Annotated in this window: 17 protein-coding genes and 2 pseudogenes; 4 read left to right on the forward strand and 15 right to left on the reverse strand. The window is 30.7% G+C overall.

Features of this window, described 5'->3' with window-relative positions; all coding sequences use genetic code 11:
* Window positions 1-169: 169 nt before the first annotated feature.
* Window positions 170-1,357, reverse strand: coding sequence for a GGDEF domain-containing protein (locus WY13_RS13725; protein WP_063556189.1), 1,188 nt, complete (start codon window positions 1,355-1,357; stop codon window positions 170-172).
* A 225-nt stretch (window positions 1,358-1,582) separates the two neighbouring features.
* Between WY13_RS13725 and WY13_RS13730 the strand changes: the two genes are divergently transcribed.
* Window positions 1,583-2,530, forward strand: coding sequence for a hypothetical protein (locus tag WY13_RS13730; RefSeq protein WP_063556190.1), 948 nt, complete (start codon window positions 1,583-1,585; stop codon window positions 2,528-2,530).
* 370 nt (window positions 2,531-2,900) lie between these two features.
* On the opposite strand, the gene WY13_RS13735 is transcribed toward WY13_RS13730, so the two are convergent.
* The 10 genes and pseudogenes from WY13_RS13735 to WY13_RS21555 all read right to left on the reverse strand — a co-directional run bounded on the left by WY13_RS13735 (window position 2,901) and on the right by WY13_RS21555 (window position 11,808).
* Window positions 2,901-3,548 carry a DUF3786 domain-containing protein gene (locus WY13_RS13735; RefSeq protein WP_063556191.1) on the reverse strand — a complete coding sequence of 216 codons (648 nt, stop codon included), beginning with the start codon at window positions 3,546-3,548 and terminating at the stop codon, window positions 2,901-2,903.
* A 138-nt stretch (window positions 3,549-3,686) separates the two neighbouring features.
* Window positions 3,687-3,761, reverse strand: a pseudogene (locus tag WY13_RS21840) (aminodeoxychorismate/anthranilate synthase component II); the annotation flags it as partial.
* Window positions 3,762-3,837: 76 nt separating this feature from the next.
* Window positions 3,838-4,535, reverse strand: a pseudogene (eutC, locus tag WY13_RS13740) (ethanolamine ammonia-lyase subunit EutC).
* Between the two features lie 42 nt (window positions 4,536-4,577).
* Complete coding sequence (locus WY13_RS13745; protein WP_063556192.1) at window positions 4,578-5,948, reverse strand: ethanolamine ammonia-lyase subunit EutB; 1,371 nt, start codon at window positions 5,946-5,948, stop codon at window positions 4,578-4,580.
* A gap of 24 nt (window positions 5,949-5,972) precedes the next feature.
* Window positions 5,973-7,307, reverse strand: coding sequence for an ethanolamine permease (gene eat, locus WY13_RS13750; protein WP_063556193.1), 1,335 nt, complete (start codon window positions 7,305-7,307; stop codon window positions 5,973-5,975).
* A 41-nt stretch (window positions 7,308-7,348) separates the two neighbouring features.
* On the reverse strand, window positions 7,349-8,758 hold the full coding sequence (locus WY13_RS13755) for an ethanolamine ammonia-lyase reactivating factor EutA (RefSeq protein ID WP_082848513.1): 1,410 nt from the start codon (window positions 8,756-8,758) through the stop codon (window positions 7,349-7,351).
* Between the two features lie 326 nt (window positions 8,759-9,084).
* A complete protein-coding gene (locus WY13_RS13760; RefSeq protein ID WP_063556195.1) occupies window positions 9,085-10,500 on the reverse strand; it encodes a sensor histidine kinase in 1,416 nt (471 codons plus the stop codon).
* A 1-nt stretch (window position 10,501) separates the two neighbouring features.
* Window positions 10,502-11,083 (reverse strand): ANTAR domain-containing response regulator, encoded by a 582-nt coding sequence (locus WY13_RS13765; protein WP_063556196.1) that lies wholly within the window; start codon window positions 11,081-11,083, stop codon window positions 10,502-10,504.
* Window positions 11,084-11,183: 100 nt separating this feature from the next.
* Window positions 11,184-11,591 carry an iron-containing alcohol dehydrogenase gene (locus WY13_RS13770; protein ID WP_242866500.1) on the reverse strand — a complete coding sequence of 136 codons (408 nt, stop codon included), beginning with the start codon at window positions 11,589-11,591 and terminating at the stop codon, window positions 11,184-11,186.
* Window positions 11,592-11,631: 40 nt separating this feature from the next.
* The gene (locus WY13_RS21555; protein ID WP_156499046.1) at window positions 11,632-11,808 is read right to left on the reverse strand and encodes a hypothetical protein; all 177 of its coding nucleotides are present in this window, start codon (window positions 11,806-11,808) and stop codon (window positions 11,632-11,634) included.
* 298 nt (window positions 11,809-12,106) lie between these two features.
* Between WY13_RS21555 and WY13_RS13775 the strand changes: the two genes are divergently transcribed.
* The gene (locus WY13_RS13775) at window positions 12,107-12,517 is read left to right on the forward strand and encodes a bacteriohemerythrin (RefSeq protein WP_063556197.1); all 411 of its coding nucleotides are present in this window, start codon (window positions 12,107-12,109) and stop codon (window positions 12,515-12,517) included.
* Window positions 12,518-12,606: 89 nt separating this feature from the next.
* Here WY13_RS13775 and WY13_RS13780 read toward each other — a convergent pair whose 3' ends face one another.
* From WY13_RS13780 to WY13_RS13795, 4 genes are all read right to left on the reverse strand, one after another.
* The gene (locus WY13_RS13780) at window positions 12,607-13,785 is read right to left on the reverse strand and encodes an MFS transporter (RefSeq protein ID WP_063556198.1); all 1,179 of its coding nucleotides are present in this window, start codon (window positions 13,783-13,785) and stop codon (window positions 12,607-12,609) included.
* 107 nt (window positions 13,786-13,892) lie between these two features.
* Complete coding sequence (locus WY13_RS13785; protein ID WP_063556199.1) at window positions 13,893-15,044, reverse strand: uroporphyrinogen decarboxylase family protein; 1,152 nt, start codon at window positions 15,042-15,044, stop codon at window positions 13,893-13,895.
* A gap of 191 nt (window positions 15,045-15,235) precedes the next feature.
* A complete protein-coding gene (locus WY13_RS13790) occupies window positions 15,236-16,195 on the reverse strand; it encodes a metallophosphoesterase family protein (protein WP_063556200.1) in 960 nt (319 codons plus the stop codon).
* A gap of 193 nt (window positions 16,196-16,388) precedes the next feature.
* Window positions 16,389-16,577 (reverse strand): DUF6440 family protein, encoded by a 189-nt coding sequence (locus tag WY13_RS13795; protein ID WP_063556201.1) that lies wholly within the window; start codon window positions 16,575-16,577, stop codon window positions 16,389-16,391.
* A 373-nt stretch (window positions 16,578-16,950) separates the two neighbouring features.
* Here WY13_RS13795 and WY13_RS13800 point away from each other — a divergent pair, with 373 nt between their 5' ends.
* Both WY13_RS13800 and WY13_RS13805 read left to right on the forward strand, forming a co-directional pair.
* Complete coding sequence (locus WY13_RS13800; RefSeq protein WP_063556202.1) at window positions 16,951-17,181, forward strand: DUF3892 domain-containing protein; 231 nt, start codon at window positions 16,951-16,953, stop codon at window positions 17,179-17,181.
* A gap of 216 nt (window positions 17,182-17,397) precedes the next feature.
* Entirely contained in the window at window positions 17,398-17,811 is a 414-nt protein-coding gene (locus tag WY13_RS13805) for an acyl-CoA thioesterase (RefSeq protein WP_063556203.1), read from the forward strand.
* The last annotated feature ends 170 nt before the right edge of the window (window positions 17,812-17,981 follow it).

Genomic DNA, 17,981 nt, shown 5'->3' on the forward strand with positions numbered 1-17,981 from the left:
GATGACGAATCCCCAGCATTTAAGTTATTTATAGTTAGCTTTTTATAGTAATATTATTTTCTTTCATCTAAAACTTCTTTTAAAGCATTAGTTCCATTTACTGCTGAATTTCTTTTCCATGTAAAAATAAGCATCCTAAATAACGGACGCTTATTTTTATATAATCTGCCTATGCACTAACAACCTTGTTACGACATTTTTTAGCTTCATATAAAGCTTCATCTGCATTCTTAATAAATTGTTCAATAGATAACATATCAGACGGAATAACAGTACAAATTCCTAAACTAATGGTAATATAATTGGAAATAGAAGAATACCTATGTGGAATAGCTAACTGCTCAACCTTTTTTCTCAATTGTTCTGCAAATTCCAGCACACTTTCTTTTTTCATATAGGTAAGCACAACAGCAAATTCCTCTCCTCCATATCTGGCAACAATATCTGAGGAACGCCTCGCAGAAGATGAAAGTACCCTTGAAACTTGCCTTAAGCAATCATCTCCAGCTTGATGACCATAACTATCATTAAATGCCTTAAAAAAATCAATATCTATCATAATTAATGACAGTGGTATAAAATAGCGTTTGCATCTATCCCATTCTGCTTCTATTGTTTTATCAAATACAAAACGGTTGAAGATACCTGTTAAACTATCAATCTGAGAAAGTTTTTCTAATTTTTGATTCACCCGTTCTAATTCATCATTTTTTTTCTGTATTATTTTTCTATTGTTAAAATCATCTACTTGATTTTTATATCTCATACACAATATCATCCAGGATATTATTAAAAAAGTAGTACTATTAATACAGTTTGCCCACAATATATCACTGGATTTCTGAAAATATGGCAGGAGAAAAAGAAATGGTAAATGGACAATCAAATACATAAGCAATAATGTAATTGGTTTAAAAATCGGAGTTACAGCAACTGCTATAATTGATATGGCATATACAATAATCTGCCCAGAAGACAACTGATCTAATAAAGATATACCTGCACACCAAAACAGTATCATGATTGTAAAAGATACTCCAACAACATTAATGCTTGTTCCATGTTTAGAAATGTTATTTTCTAATTTAACAAATATAATTAAATATACGATCATCGTCAAAATTAGTAATATATCCATAGCTGCATAATACATGTGGGTTTTTGGGGGAAAAGTATTTTCCCTTATAGTAAACAAAATTACAAGCTCTACAACTTCTATAACAATGAAAGTTACTGCTGTAATTTTTCCCCTGGTTAAATTAATCTCATTAATATTTACAGCAAATTCTTCTTTGTACTTGTCCAATACTGATGTCAATATAAAACTTCTTATCAATCTGAATATTTTAAAAAACATCTTTTTCACCTTTATTTGAAAAATTTTTATATCATAGATTACTTTTATCAATTAGAGTATAAATAAATTATATCATCATTTATAAGAATTTTCTCCTACTATTTATTCTTCTTTTATCCATACTTATCAATGTTAACATCATATTCACTTATTTGTAATAAAGATGTCACAGAGCAGTGAGATTATATGATAAATCAAAGAAATATCTATAGGAGGTAATTAAAAATGTTAAAAAGAAACCTTAAAATAATATCCGCTTTAGCCCTTGTGGTATCAATTGGTACAGGGTTTACTACAGTTAATGCAGCTTCACTTTCTAACAAGACAGGAAAATCAGTATACTGTTCTAGTAAAAATTTCAAAACAAAAAATAATGAAAATTTCTTAAAAACTAAACTTGATCCTCTAGTAACTGCAGGTACCATCACTCAAGATCAAGAAACTGCCGCATTAAATCTTCTAACTCCTTCTAAAACTGATAAAAAATCAAATACTCAAAATTTATTAAAGTCTAAGCTTGATACTCTAGTAACTGCAGGTACTATTACTCAGGATCAAGAAACTGCTGTATTAAATCTTTTCACTTCTTCCTCAACTGATACAGGAAATAAAAATACTAAAAATTCATTAAAGTCTAAACTTGATTCCTTAGTAACTGCAGGTACTATTACTCAGGATCAGGAAACTGCTATTAAGAATTTATTTACTTCTAATAAGGGCACTCAAGCTAAAAAAGAAAAGTCTACAGGCTCGTTGAAGACTACTCTTGATTCCTTGGTAACTGCAGGTACTATCACTCAAGATCAAGAAACTGCTATATTAAATAGCAGCAGTCAAGAGAAATCTGAAAGAAAAGCTGAAATGGATAAAATCAAAAATATGACTCAAACTGAACGTAAAGCTTATTTTCAAAGTAAAAAGACTTTAGGAAAAACTAACTTCTTAGACTCTCTAGTAACTTCAGGCACTATTACCAAAGATCAAGAAACTGCTATAAAAAATTTACTTACTTCTAATAAAAATGCGAATGTTCAAGCTAAAAAAGAAAAATTTACGAATTTGTTAAAGACTAAATTTGATACTCTTGTAACTTCAGGCACCATTACTCAGGATCAAGAAACTGCAATGATAAATGCTTTAACAGTTTCTACTAGTAAAAGCACAAAAAATTAGAAATAGTTTTAATAACAAATGCGATCATTTTATATGGTCGCATTTGTTATTAAATTTTTTATATAATTCAGCTAAGGAAGAAGAAATAAGAAATAATTGTGAAGCCTATATAGTGATTCTAACTTAAAAATCAACTTATGCGTAGAAATATTTTACAATAAGCAAGTACATTTAAATATTTTGTATATAAGTCTTAGTAGAAAATTTGTAAAAAAACTTAGGACTTTTGAATTGTCTGAGGTACGAGTTTTCAAAAGTCCTTAGGTTTTTGTAAATTTTCTGCTTAGACTTATCAAAATATTTAACGTACTTGTGGTTGTAAAAATATTCGGAGCATAAGTTGATTTTTCATCTAGAAACTCTATAACTGCTAATTGTGAATTGATTTGGCAGCTCTAATTATTTCATCAGCTGCTTCGGAGCATAATCCGGCTAAATCTTCTACATGCAGCTCTTTAACTGCAGAACAATCGTAAAGAATAGTGGCATCTGCTGGAAACTCATCATCTGCTGTCCATAGACCAAATACCATAGGCACATTAGGTAATATATTAATCTTTATCCCCACATCTCCAACATCAAATTTTTTTCCACCTAGCTTAATACCGGCTTCTAAGAAAAGATCTCCCTTATGCCCAAAAAATTCAACTAATCTATTTATACCTAGATCTGCAAATCCCTGATAAGCATGGCCAACTCCCTCCAATTCTCTAAGAGGCACCCATTTATTTGTTAAGCTGCTGTTAGTAGCCCTGTATAGATAACTAAGCATAAGCATTTTTAGCATAAGCATTGTATTTACATCTACAGATGGATCTTTATCTTTATTATTCTTTAATACAATATTCCCCTCTGGATAAGAAATTAAGTATTCTTTGTTAAAACATACTAATGTAAATTGTTTTTTTTCAGAATCATAATAAGCCCTACTTCTTTTAGCCACCTCTTCTGGATCATATTTAACAAATTCCTTACACATATTTTCATAACAAATCTCATAATTATTTTCTTTATTCATACTCTCACCCCTTAAATACATAATAACATATTATTGTGGTATTATAAATCATATAAACTTACAGGTAAAAACTGCCGAAAAAAGTAATGAAATTACGGCTATTCCAGAGCTTTTAAAATTACTACATATTAATAGATGCATTTTAACCTCTTCATTCAGTTCTTCTAAATATCTTACCAGGTTATATACAAATGAATCATAGTTATCAATCATAAGAAAATTGAAATCTTAAATTTCTATAACTTATAAGTAAGTATACATAAAATGATTTACATGCCCAGCAGATCCTCTAAATTGATTTCATGTCACTTGATATCTTAAGTTCAATACCACTTTTCTTTTCCTTCATCATCAGATCTATCAGATATACTATTTGTGCTCCAGCTTCTACTGGGGGGTACCATTTCTATATATATTGGAAATCACAGTTCTTTGAGATTCAGGTTTTTTAGTACTCGATCTATAAGCCATATAACTGCTCATACTTTCACCTGTTGCAAGTCCAGGTCTTTCACCTATGAGAATAATAGTAACTTTTGCATTTAATGCTTCACTTATTTTATCCATAGTAGCTACCCTAGCATATTTTACAAATATAGGAGTGCCTATTTTATATCCTTTTGCTTTGAGTCCATCAATTATTATACAGTATATGTCTTCTAAATTAACTGTAATAGCCGGTGAACTCAATCCATCTCCAGCTATTATCTGAACATCTGGATTCTTTATACAGTTCTTCTTTATATACTCTATAGTTTCTCCAGAAAATCTTCTTCCAAGGTCAGGTCTTTGTATATATTGTTCTTTATCTTTTACCATAGTTTGAGCCTTTAAAAAATTAAGCTTATCTATAATGCTTTCATCTACATATGACCAAACTGCGTCCATTGCTACTGCGTGATCTGCCCTCAATTTTAAAAAAGTTTCAGTTTTATACCTACTTCCCGCCCTACCCACACAAATTCTTGCATTTGTTGATTTTTTCATACGCTTATATATTTCATAATTGCTATCCACAATTTCACCTCACTAAACCATTGATTTTTTTAAAAACATTGAAGCATCCCCTGCTATATCTGTAAGCTTTCCATCTTGTAAGATACCAAGTTGTTCCAATCTTCTTTCAAATTCTTTAATGGGAGTTTTTCCTGTAATTTCTCTAAGGGTTGCAATATCATGATAACTTGTGGATTGGTACATAAGCATTACATCATCAGCACAGGGAATCCCCATAAAGTAAGCACAATTAGCATTTGTTAAAAGCATCGCCAAATTGTCCATATCATTTTGATCTGCTTTCATATGATTTGTGTAACATACATCAACTCCCATAGGTAAACCTGTAAGTTTACCCATAAAGTGATCTTCAAGTCCTGCTCTTATAACCTGGCTTCCATCATACAAATATTCGGGGCCTATAAATCCTACCACTGTATTTACTAAAAATGGATTATATCTTTTGGCAAAACCATAGCACCTTGCTTCCATGGTAAGTTGATCCGCACCATTGTTTCCATCTGAGGAAAGTTCTGAACCCTGTCCCGTTTCAAAATACATAAAATTTGTTCCCTTTGAATACTTATTTTCTCTCATTAGCAAATAGGCTTCATCCATAAGGGCAGTATTTATGCCAAAACTCCTGTTAGATATTTCTGAGCCTGCTATACTTTGAAACATCAAATCCATAGGTGCTCCCCTCTTTAAAACTTCCATCTGAGTGGTTACATGGGAGAGTACACAATTTTGAGTTGGAATATCCCATTCAGAAGTAAACTCTTTAAACTTACCCAAAATTCTATATACACTATCTATGCTGTCATTTACAGGATTCAATCCAATTACGGCATCACCTATACCATAACTCAACCCTTCCATAACTGATGCCATTATCCCCTCTATATCATCAGTTGGATGGTTTGGTTGAAGTCTTGAGGAAAGAGTTCCTCTTTCTCCAATTTTAGTATTACAGTATGCAGTATTACAAATTTTCTGTGCGGCATATATAAGATCCATATTGCTCATAAGTTTTGTCACTCCGGAAATCATTTCGGCAGTTAGCCCATCTCTTATTGATTTTATATCCTTCTCTTTAGCACTTAATATAAACTCTCTAAGTTCTCCCACTGTCATATGCTTTATTTTATTATAGGCAAACTTATCTATGGAATCTTGTATAATTCTTGTTACCTCATCTTTTTCATAGGGAACAACGGGATTATTTCTAAGATCTTCTAAAGTTATATCTGCCAATACAATTTTTGCCGCAATTCTCTCTGCAGTACTGTAGGCAGCTATTCCTGCAAGGTCATCCCCAGATTTTTTTTCATTGGCCTTAGCCAGTAAATCTTTTATATTCTTAAATTTGTACACTTTATTAAATAAAATAGTCTTTAAATTCATAAAAATCACCTATCTTAAACATATTTAAATTGCCCTATCCTGTTCTGTAATTTTTTGTGATACCTCCTTTGCCAGTGATGCTTTAGTAAATCTTGAATATACAAAATAATATACAATAGCTAGTACATAAGCACCTATTACAAAAGATATAGTTGATATATTTGAATATCCAACAGTTACAAGTAAAATTACATCAAGTACAAGAGATATTATAGGAAGTGTAATTGGAACTTTATATGGTCTTTCTAAATCAGGTTCTTTTTTTCTTAAAATTAATAGTGCAACCATACTTACTGCATGCAGTGCAATAGCTCCAAAACTTGAAATTACTATAATTACTGAAGTACTATTTAAAAGTACAAATATCATTCCTATAAGACTTGGTATAACTGTTGCGGCTACAGGTGAGGCTTTCGAATTCACTTTTGATAAAAATTTAGGTAGATATCTTGATCTAGACATTGCAAATATCTGCCTCGAATATCCAATTATTATTCCATGGAGGCTGGCTACAAGTCCAAATAATCCTATAAAACTCATTAATTTGGAAAATGCATTTCCTTTTCCATATATTACATCAAGTGCATCAGGAAGAGGTGAATCAGTTGAGCCAAGCGCCTTAGCATCCATTACTCCTGCAGTGCATATAAAGGTAACAAGTGCTAGCACGACAAGTGTAAGTATTGCAAGTATAAAACTTTTAGGTACATCTTTTTTGGGATTTTTACATTCTTCTGCAGACATTGCTCCACCTTCTGCAGCTAAATAGAACCATATAGCAAATGGGATGGCATTAAATATTCCCCCAACACCTCCTCTGAAAGCATTCTGTCCTACTATCCTTGTAATATCAACATGGGTAAAACTAGCACCTACAAATATTACAATTCCTACAATGGCAACAATAGTAACTATGGTTTCAATTATTGCTGCAGTTTTAACTCCACCACAATTTATAATTACAAAAATTCCATAGGATACAAGAGCCGCCACAGTTATTGGTACAGCGGGTATTATAAAATGAACATAGGCACCAATAGATATAGCTATAGCTGGTGTAGCAAATAAAAATTCAACTATAGAAGAAAATCCTGCCAAAAACCCTCCAAATCTCCCCATAGCCCTAGTTGCATATTCCGCAGATCCTCCTGCATCAGGTATTGCAGTAGCAAGTTCTGCATAACTGAACATAAAAGCAGTATAAAAAAGAGTTACAATTACTATTGCTATTATAAATCCTAACGGTCCTACAAATGCCAGTGCATTATTCCATCCAAAATACATGCCTGATATAACCATACCAACTATAATAGCCCAAAGTTGAAATGGTGATAATGTCTTTTTTAATTTACTTTGCATTAAAAACCCTCCTAAAACTATTCATAATTTTTATTAATAAATTAATTGCTAAATATTAAAGTCTTTACAGCAACAGGTATAATTCCCCCTACAGGTTTTCCAATATCTATATAATCTCCATTATCAGTTGAGATTCCATCTATACATATTACTTTTCTAGAAAAATTACACTTTGTCTTTATTGTTTGTCCAAGTGCCTTTGCAAAATCATTTTCTACCACAATTATAATTGGGTAATATTTTATGGCCTCAAAACATTTTATTATTCCACCAGCTATTACCTGTATTTGACTATAAGAAGGACTTATTGGTCCCTTAAAAGAAATAGCTACTATAGAATCATCATACATTTTAATTTTTTCTGAAACATATTCATAGATGCCATCCTGGTCTTCTAATAAATCATCTGTCATTTTTATAATAGGTATATTTTTTATTGGCAGTATCTCTTCATCAAAAATTATGGTACTTCCGCTTATTTTTATAGAATGACTTCCTGCACCTATTACTGTGGCCCTTATTTTTTCTCTTGACTCCAAAAATTTATATTTGCCTTTTTTTAAAACACTTCTTATATAAACTCCTAGAAGCGGACCTATATCTTTGTACTTTAAAGTATCCTTCAGTGTATTTACCTCATCACTATATACAAATTCCGCAACACCTCCTGAAAACATAAATATTTGTGCCATTAATTCTTTATTTTTATGCTGAATAAAAAGTTCTCTTTCTTCTGAAGATAAATTCATGTTACTCCCAATCTTAAGAATAATATCTGCAAACTTACTTACAAGTACAGTTAAATGACAAAGTTCAGGTTTACTTCCAATATTAATATTTAAATCTAAGCTTTCTAATAACTTTTCTATCTTTTCAGATATATAAATTACATTACCTTCATCATCAAATTCTATTAATTTCCCCCCTATATGGAGGGCAAAGGAATCCACTATTTTTCCTTCATTAAAAACACATGCATTAGTTGTACCACCTCCTATATCAAAATTTACAACTTTTCCAGAAGTATTTTTAGATACCTGGTAAGCTCCAGACCCATATCCTGCAAGTATTGACTCCAAATCAGCCCCGGCAGTTGCTACTACAAAATCCCCTGCAAAATCTGAAAGAATATTTAAAACCTGCTGTGCATTTTCTTTTCTTGCAGTTTCTCCGGTTATTATTATTGCTCCGGTGGAAATGTGTTCTTTTTTAACATTGGCCCTATCATATTCCTCCTGTATTATGGATTTTAGTTTTTCTAAATTTATACTTTTTCTGGATACAAGTGGGGTAAGATGTATTTTGCCTTTATAAATTATTCTTTTATCTACAATTTTAACTTTTGGTACAAAAAAAGAACTTGCTGTATTTTGTATTGTAATTTCACTAAATATAACTTGTGTAGTGGTAGTGCCAATGTCAATTCCTACACTTAGTATTTTGTCATTCACTATTTTTGTACACCTCCTTTTAATGTATCTGAAAATAAATACTAAGCCAAAAGCAATAATGCTATTTTACATAAACCACGGAAAAATGATTTACACTAAAAAAAATAGCCTAAAATATCTAAAATATTTTAGGCTCCGTTGCCCTTCTAACTATTTATAAGTTTTTAAACAAAAATTATAAATTTTGTTTAAAATGCTCCATTGCATTTCATTTATAATTTATACACAGTTTATCATAATAATTTATCAATGTAAAGAGTATTTTTATAATAAATTAATAAAAATGCCTTTATTTATTTAACTGTTTTTCAATATACATTCTTATACTAATTTTTGAAGCAAAAAACTACTTTTGTTCCACTTTCATTTGACTCAATATTTATATCTCCATTTAATTTATCTTTTACTATACTTTTTACAATGTCTAGCCCCAAACTCTCATTTCTAATTAAATTCATATCAAATCCTTTTCCATTATCTATTACTGATATATTGGAGTACATAATACCTTTTTTTATAATTATCTCTATACCCCCCTCTTTTTTATCTACGAAAGCATGCTGAAGAGAATTTTGAAGCAATTCATTTAACACTATAGCTATAGATGTAGCTTTATCCGAATTTACATAAAAACTATCTCCAATAAATTTTATATCTATCTGTTTATTGTATTGAATAAAATTTCTAATGGAATTATCTTTAATTTTAGATAGTATATTTTTTATATCCACATCATCAATTCCATTTTGGGCCAGTACCTCATGGGTTGTAGCTATACTAAGTATTCTACCTATGCTTTCTTTAAATGCCTTTTTGGCTTCTTCGTTATTTATTCTTCTGGATTGCAGCCTTAAAATACTTGCTATAGTTTGAAGGTTATTTTTAACTCTATGGTGTATTTCCCTTATTGCCACAGCTTTTAAAATAAGTTGTTTTTCTTTTTCTTTTATATCTGTTATGTCTTTAATTAACATAACAACACCGCATATGCTGTTATGTTTCCTAAGTACAGCATACTTTATCTGGAGTGAAAAATCTGCTATTGAAACTTCAGATAATATAGAGTTGTTCTCCTTCAATACTTTACAAAAACTAATTTTACTTAAAACAAGGTTATTAAATTTCATTCCTACTATCTTATCTTTATAACCAAGTTTTATATACATATCTTCTGCAATATGATTAGCATAAATAGAAACTCCATAATCATTAAATATAATAATAGCATCATTAATCAGATTAAAATCTACAGTATTAGGCAGCTCTGGACTCCTTAAGTTCATAAGTGTCTGACTTAGCTGTTCTGTGGTTTCAGATAGTATTTCCATATTTCTATTTTTACTTAAATCTTCAGTTATATCTTTTTCCATTATAAGCACACCTATTACTTTATCCTCATTATTTTTAATAGGCACTGTATTTTGTTTTACTACTCTATTTTCCTGGGTAATGGCTTTTAAATCTGAAGTCCCCATTCCTATTTGAAGAGTTCTAAGTGCAGCTGGTTCATTTTCCATTAAAGCAAGTTCACCTACTACGGTTTCCCTATATAAAGATCTAGTATTTGAAGGCTTAGCTTCCGAAACTACAATGGCGATTCCTGATTCTCTAGTTAAACAATCAATAAAAATATCTGCTTTAACTAAATTGGATATGCTTTGAAGATAATTTTCCACGTTCTTTAAAATTTTTATATCTTCCTCCAGTAAATTTGTATATGTTCTACACAATTTTCTAAGCATATTAATCTACCTTTCTATATCCTCTCATTAAACTTATTGAAGTCTGTAAAATAGAACACTGCCTATCCATGCTAAGCTTTCTTATTCTTTTATAGGCATCTTCTTCTTTTATAGAATACCTATCCATTAACATCTCTTTAGCCTTGTATATTACCTTCATATCTTCAATTTTTTGCTTTGCATCAGCTGCCTCATTTTTAATATTTTTTATTTCCTTACTTTTTGACATGGCAATTTCAATTTGTGGAATTAAATTTATTTCATCTATTGGTTTTACAGCGTACCCTATAGCCCCTACTTCTTTTACCTTATCCAAAAATTCTTTTCCACTGTAAGCTGTAAGCATAACTATAGCATCTGCCAGGTTTTCATTTGTTATGATTTGGGCAGCCTGTATACCGTCCAGATTTGGCATTTTTATATCCATAATGACTAGATCTGGCCTATTTATCTTGCACAATTCAACAGCTTCAAATCCATCAGAGGCTTTTCCAACCACATCATATCCAGAACATGTAAGTATTTCAGAAATATCCATTCTAGTAATGGGTTCATCTTCCGCAAGCACTATCTTACCTTGCATATAATCCACCCTCCCTTTTAATTAAATTGGAAATCAAACTACCTATTAATTATCATTTTATCATAAAATAATAATTATTTTTCATAATTTAAAACCTATATTATAATTCCTCATAATAAATATTTTTGATTTCCTCTAAAGTAAATTCTCTAGGATGATTTATTATACTTGGTTTTGAAACTTTCATACAATTTTCTGACATCCACTCAACGTCTTTTTCTTTTACTCCAAGTTCCCCCAAAGTCACATTTAAGTTAATCTTTTCAAGAAAACTTCTTATGGCATCTGCACAATTTTTTGCACTACTACATCCTATTAACTTTGATATATCATCATATTTTTCTATATCACTTTTCCAGGATTTTTCAACAATAATTGGTGTAAGTGCTGCAAGACCTTTCCCATGAACAGCATCATATAAGTCACTTACTGGATGTTCCATACCATTTATCCGATGGCTACCAGCCATAATACCACCATCGCACACAGCCAAAGCGACTATCGCCAAATCAAAGATTTGGGATATCTGCTTGCACACTGCTAAAGCACTAAGAATCCTGTTGATAAGTTTCAGATGGAGGGAAAAAACTCCACTTGAAACCAAGATTAAACTCCTTTTTAGTATCTACAACAGCTTCTTCAAATCTTATAAGAACTGTATCAAGATCTTCATAAGATATTATCGCTGAATGTAGGTGATCCAAGAATCCATAGAGTAATTGCAACGACAGCTTTTACTAAATATCCTCTCTCATATACATAAGTTTCAAAAACTTAGAAACATGTTTCTTTTACAACATTAGAACTTATTGATAATTTATTACTAATTAGTACATTTATTTATCAATTAATCAATTATAGAAGTTAGATAAACTTTTTAAACCTGTAGCGTAGGCAATCTCAAGAATTCTTATATCTCCTTGTCTTTGCCCTCACTAAAATACTAAATACACTTGCATTTATTTAAAATATATGATAATATTTATTTATTAATAATTTGTATTGATAAAAGGAGATGTTAAAATGGCATTTAATTGGAAAGAAGAATTTAATTTAAATATCGATGAAATAGATAAACAACATAAAAAGCTAATGGCAATAGGAAAAAAAGCCTATGATATTGCAATAATAGATGATGGATATGATAGATATGATGAAATAATGACAATACTTGATGAACTTTTAGAATATACAAAATATCATTTTGAGTATGAAGAAAATATGCTAAAAAAATATAATTATGATCATATTCATGATCAAGAAGAAGAACACGGATTTTATATATATAAAATAAATGAAGTTGCTTCTAGAGAGGATATAGATGATAATCAAAAAAAAGTAATATTAGAAATTATAGATTTTTTATCTGAATGGATTAGTAACCATATTATGATAGCAGACAAAAAATATGCAGTATTTTTAAAAACTATTTAATCAAATGATTCTTAGACTCAGGTGGAGCTTGCTTATGATGAACACATCTCTCCATCTGAGTCTTATTAATAAAAATCATACTAGTAATTTTAATTTCTATTATTCACACCTGTTAACTCTGGCTTTGATGTCTTTAGATTGAACAATGATTGAACAATTGAGTAGGCCACAAGACATACAGCGCCAAATACAAATGGAAATCTCATAGATGATATATTAAAAGTATTCTTAACAAAAGCAAAGAAGAAGCTTGAAACAAAACCACCTATGCTCATAAATGCAAGAGCTATAGAAATTGCAAAAGGCTGTGCTGACTGAGGCACCGGCATACCAACATACATAATTACAGCTGGCACCACAAGTCCAAATCCCATTCCAACAATAGTTGCTGCAACAGTAAACATAAAAACGCTATTACCATAGATCAAAATCACAAATCCTATAGCATGGAGAACCGTTCCTATAACTATGGTGTACTTTGTAGCTGCATGATATATTTTCCCAAAAATCGCACCAGTGAACATTCCACCTATAGAGAACATAGTAAGTGCCATCGCTGCACTAGCCGGAGTTCCTAATTTATTGTCAACTATTAAAGATGACATACCCGTTAACATTGGGTAATTTATTAAAGTATAAACCAGGAAAATTATTGACCATACATATACCATACCAGGCATCTTTACTTTTTCATTCTTTGCCTTTTCTATCTTAGGAGGCTCAGGTAGCATGAAAATAACTATGATGAGAGATATAACAGCCAAAAGATAAGCTAAAAAGGTACTTCGCCAGTTAATAACACATAAAATTCCTCCAAGCAGCTGAAATACGATACCACCTATATTTTGAATAACACTATTGTAACCCATGAGATTTTCTATATCTTTTCCTTGAAAAAAGTTCATAATAAGTGCTGATGGAATTGGAGATATTAAACCTACCCCAGCTCCCAATATAGCCCTCATAATAAGAATTACGACAAAGCTATTTGCAAAATAAGGAACAGTACCACCAATGATAGTAAGAATTATTCCAATAATTGTAACGCTCTTAAATGTCATAATATTTCCAGCTAATTTTCCTCCTATCATTGAAAACGGAATCGTAGATAAACATGGTAATGTAGCTATAAGTACCACTACACTAAAATCTATTTTGGGGAAGGCCTGACCTATACTTGCAAGTGCAGGAGAAGTTGCTCCTTGTGCCATAACCAGAAATGAAAAAGAAAATATTGCAAATATAGTTGCTGATTTACCTTTACTCATAACTTTAAACTCCCTTCTTCGCCTTTGATTTTAAAAAACCTCCCATATAAATTTTTATACTTTAGAAATGAAAGTAATGCCAATCAATTGGAAGTTTCTTTGTATTATTATTTATTTAATGGTTGTCCTAATGTTGCTAAAATAACAGCCTCTATGTTCTCACGTTTTGCATTAGGTGGAACACTACATCCTGAATTCATAATGAAACCAGTATCACCAAATATATCAATAATTTCCTTAGCATACTTATAGCATTCTTCAGGTGCTCCTACTGATGTAAGTGCTGGTGGAACGTTACCTGTAATGCACATTTTATCTCCAAGTATCTCTTTCATCTTTACATTGCTGGTTATATGATCAGGATCCCATACACATTGAGCTTTTGGAAATTCTCTAAAGTAAGGAAGGAATGTTTCCCAGTTACCATCCATATGGAACCAGGTCTTTACATTATTTGCCTGCATTGCAGGTACTACCTTCTGATAATATGTAAAATAGAATTTTTCAAAAACTTTTGGGGATATAAAATCACATCCTGAACGAGTTCCTCCTATAAATCCATACACTCCCGGTAAAGCTTTTATTGCCTTAACCGTATTTTCTACTTCTTCCTGTTCTATAATATCTAGAGCAGCTCTAACCTTATCTGGCATGCGGTACAGATCTCTAAAAAATTTTGGCAATTTACGTGCACCACTTAAAGTTTCAAAAGGTGGCATAGGTAACAATCCGCCAGCCATTCCAACACTTGTTTTTCCAAGAGCAGCTATTTTTTCATTTACCTTACCCATATATTGTGGATCTGGTTGAGGTAATTTTTCTGGATCAAAGCCAATTCTGTTAAAAAGCTCTTGTTTAAGTACTCCCCATCCTTTATTTATAATTGTGTCGTAGTCTTCTTCTGTCATAGGTCCCTGCTCATCAATCTGCCAAAGTGCATCTTTAGCTATATCACGTCCTGGAACCTTCATTTTTGCAAACCACATAGCTGCAAAATTCTGCTGCATGAAATCCATAGGTACTCCAGTTGCTGCAGGAACTGAATCCATTTCGTCAAGTATAGGCAATTGAGCAGCTTTTATAAGATTTTCCTCTACCAGTTCCTGCCTGTCCCACCAATCAGATATAGTCATTGTTGGATCTATAAATTTAAAATACATCTGCCCGGAAAGCATAATTGGAATTCTATCCGGTTTCCCCATGTTTAGTGCAGCTAACATTCTTTTATCACGTATTGCAGTCATCTCTTTTGGCGTCATGTTATTTCACCCCCATAATTTTTTTGAAATAAACTTGAAAGTTTTAAATCTTCTGTATATATATAGTATAATATTTATACGTTTACATTTCACCCTACATGATGTAGAAATTTATGATAATATTTTATACATTTATGTAAGGTAAAATTTTTGTATGCTAATAAATAGAAATTAAATATTCATTTATTACTTTACACTTCTAATTTTTTATATGTTTTAAATTTTTCTAAATTATTTTCATTTAAAATAATTATTCTTGCTCCTTTAGCAAATCCTTTTTTTCCATAAGAGTTGTATCCTGTCTTACGCCCGTATCCTAAAGTAATACCATTTAAATCTCCTATATAATCGTTAGTATGATCATGCCCTACAAATACTCCTTTCACATCCCCCATTTCAATAAGTGCAGAAAACAATCCACTATCAACAGCCTGTGGAGATTCTTTTTCATTTCTTTCCCCTATGGCTTTTCCACTTTGCCATACCTTATATTGCTGCTGTAGTGGAATATGAAAAAACATAAATGATGGAATTATCTTGCCAAATTGTTTTTTTAGATCAGTAGATAATTTTTTATACCAATCTATTTGTTGTTTTCTTATATACCCATACCCTTTTATGTCATAGCTGCCTGAATCAAGCATGTAAATGTTAAATATAGGCTTATCATTTTTAGAGTTCTTGATGATGAGGTTATAATCTCCTGCTCTACCAATTACACTTGAAAAATTTTGACTAAGATTATACTTGTACGACATATACATTTTCATCTGATTTTTTCTATTTACCATACATAATTCATCATCATGATTACCTAAAACTACTGCCCAGGGTATTTTTCTATCTTTCATTGGTTTTGCAATATTTTCAATTGCCTTTTTAACTTCTTCTTTTAGTTTACAAAACCTACCATCTATAATATCTCCAGTTAGCACAACAAGATCTGGATGTTCAGTGTCTAACACATTTTCCATAAGTCTTATAGTTCTTTTATTTTTCAAAGAATACTCATGCAAATCTGTAAATTGAACAATTTTAAATTCCCCATTTTGATTGAATTTTAAATTAATTTTCTGTGAAATTACTTTATACTTTCTTTTAAAAATACCATTAAAAAAAGTTAGTATTGATTTTAATACATTATCTATCATTTTGTACCCCCATAATTAAATTTCTAGACAAAAATAAAAGGAAGCCTTTCTGCAGATAAAGCACTTCCTTTGTTAATATATATAATCCACCTTATATTTTAAAATTATGCCAGGAATGTTTATTTTATTACCTATGAGATAGTCCAAATTTAAATTGAATTTGAACTATCTGCTAATGGACAAATTAAAAATGTTATTCATTATTCTCTTTAATAATTGGCTTTCCATCTTTATCAACCAACAACGTTAATCCCCCTGCATATCCATCATAACTAAATAAATATTCAACACCTGTTTCTTTATCTACTATCACCTTATATCCAGATGTAGTACCCTCCTTAAAAATTACCTCAAATCTTTTATTAGACTTTTCCCCAAACATTCTTTACTTCCTCCCTTAATTAACTTTGTTTCACACTAGCCTACTATCATGAATTACTTTTTAATCTTCTATATTTTACAAACAAAAAGAGTTTTCCAAACAATAAACATTAAAAAGCACCTTCTTTCAAGATTGCAGAAATTTACCGCTGCTCATTAATCTATAAGTAAATTATATCATTTTATACAATATCTCTCTATTACTTTTTATGACAGTTATCCACACTTCTCATCGATAGTCTGCATCTCCATTACCATAATACCTTTCCTTTTTAATTGCTACTTTAAATAGGAATAGTATATAACATTACTACAAATAATATTAAAAAGAAATTTTATGAAGTAATATCAAAAAATATAGGTGAGGTGTTAGTATGAGTGATAAATCTAAAGTTATAAAGGTAAAGAAAAATCCTCAGGGAGATATAACTGATGTAATGCTTGAAAATGGAAATGTATATTCAATAGATGAAGCAATAATGATGGTAAAGGATGGCTTAATAGACGGCATAAACATTGGAAAAGCCAAAAATGGTAGAGAATATTTAAGAAGCAATCCTAATGGGGATGAAAATGATAACCTAGACAATAAACCAATTTTTTAACCTTTAAGTAAAAACGTGTTAAACTTTTTATCTACACCTAAATGAAAGAATATCGAAATAAGAGTAAAGTGCCTGTTATACTAATTTCTTAGTGCAATAGGCACTTCATAATTATATAAAATTCGACGTTTAATATTACGAGCGGATTCTTCTTTATAATGAATGATGTTATAATATAATGTATAATAATTCTATCATAGAGAGGACGTGTCAAGCTTGTATATAAATGAAACAAAGGTCGTTGTTAGATATGCAGAAACTGATAAAATGGGTATAGTCCATCATTCCAATTATTATATATACTTTGAAGAAGCTAGAACAGAGTTTATAAAAAAGATTGGTATAAGTTATTCACAAATGGAGAAAGACGGTATAATGTTTCCTCTAGTTGAAAGTAACTGCAGATACATACAGGGTGCAAAATATGAAGATAAACTAATGATAAAAACTTGGATTAAAGAATTAACACCAGTTAAAGCGGAATTTAACTATTCAATTATTAGAGAAAATGACCAAAAGGAAATTGCAAAAGGAAGCACATTACACACTTTTGTTGATAATAATTTTAAGATAATTAATTTAAAGAAAAAGCATACGGAACTATTTGAAAAATTACAGTCACTAATATGATAAAAAAGCAATTGGCTTCTATGAGAGATCAATTAATAAAAACAAGAATGGACATTTCCACGAATGTGGAAGCATCAATGGTCATTGATCCCGGCAAAGGCTGTGAAATAACTGCAATATCCAGCATTTCGTTTTCATCAATCCAGTGAGGTGTATCAACTTTATATTTT

This window comes from Clostridium ljungdahlii, assembly GCF_001636845.1.
GTDB classification, from domain to species: Bacteria; Bacillota; Clostridia; order Clostridiales; family Clostridiaceae; genus Clostridium_B; species Clostridium_B ljungdahlii_A.

Bases quoted from the DNA above. Each gene is read 5' to 3' on its own strand.
- WY13_RS13725 (WP_063556189.1), bottom strand. From the start codon at position 1,357: ATGTTTTTTAAAATATTCAGATTGATAAGAAGTTTTATATTGACATCA.
- WY13_RS13730 (WP_063556190.1), top strand. From the start codon at position 1,583: ATGTTAAAAAGAAACCTTAAAATAATATCCGCTTTAGCCCTTGTGGTA.
- WY13_RS13735 (WP_063556191.1), bottom strand. From the start codon at position 3,548: ATGAATAAAGAAAATAATTATGAGATTTGTTATGAAAATATGTGTAAG.
- WY13_RS13745 (WP_063556192.1), bottom strand. From the start codon at position 5,948: ATGAATTTAAAGACTATTTTATTTAATAAAGTGTACAAATTTAAGAAT.
- eat (WP_063556193.1), bottom strand. From the start codon at position 7,307: ATGCAAAGTAAATTAAAAAAGACATTATCACCATTTCAACTTTGGGCT.
- WY13_RS13760 (WP_063556195.1), bottom strand. From the start codon at position 10,500: ATGCTTAGAAAATTGTGTAGAACATATACAAATTTACTGGAGGAAGAT.
- WY13_RS13765 (WP_063556196.1), bottom strand. From the start codon at position 11,083: ATGCAAGGTAAGATAGTGCTTGCGGAAGATGAACCCATTACTAGAATG.
- WY13_RS13775 (WP_063556197.1), top strand. From the start codon at position 12,107: ATGGCATTTAATTGGAAAGAAGAATTTAATTTAAATATCGATGAAATA.
- WY13_RS13780 (WP_063556198.1), bottom strand. From the start codon at position 13,785: ATGAGTAAAGGTAAATCAGCAACTATATTTGCAATATTTTCTTTTTCA.
- WY13_RS13785 (WP_063556199.1), bottom strand. From the start codon at position 15,044: ATGACGCCAAAAGAGATGACTGCAATACGTGATAAAAGAATGTTAGCT.
- WY13_RS13790 (WP_063556200.1), bottom strand. From the start codon at position 16,195: ATGATAGATAATGTATTAAAATCAATACTAACTTTTTTTAATGGTATT.
- WY13_RS13795 (WP_063556201.1), bottom strand. From the start codon at position 16,577: ATGTTTGGGGAAAAGTCTAATAAAAGATTTGAGGTAATTTTTAAGGAG.
- WY13_RS13800 (WP_063556202.1), top strand. From the start codon at position 16,951: ATGAGTGATAAATCTAAAGTTATAAAGGTAAAGAAAAATCCTCAGGGA.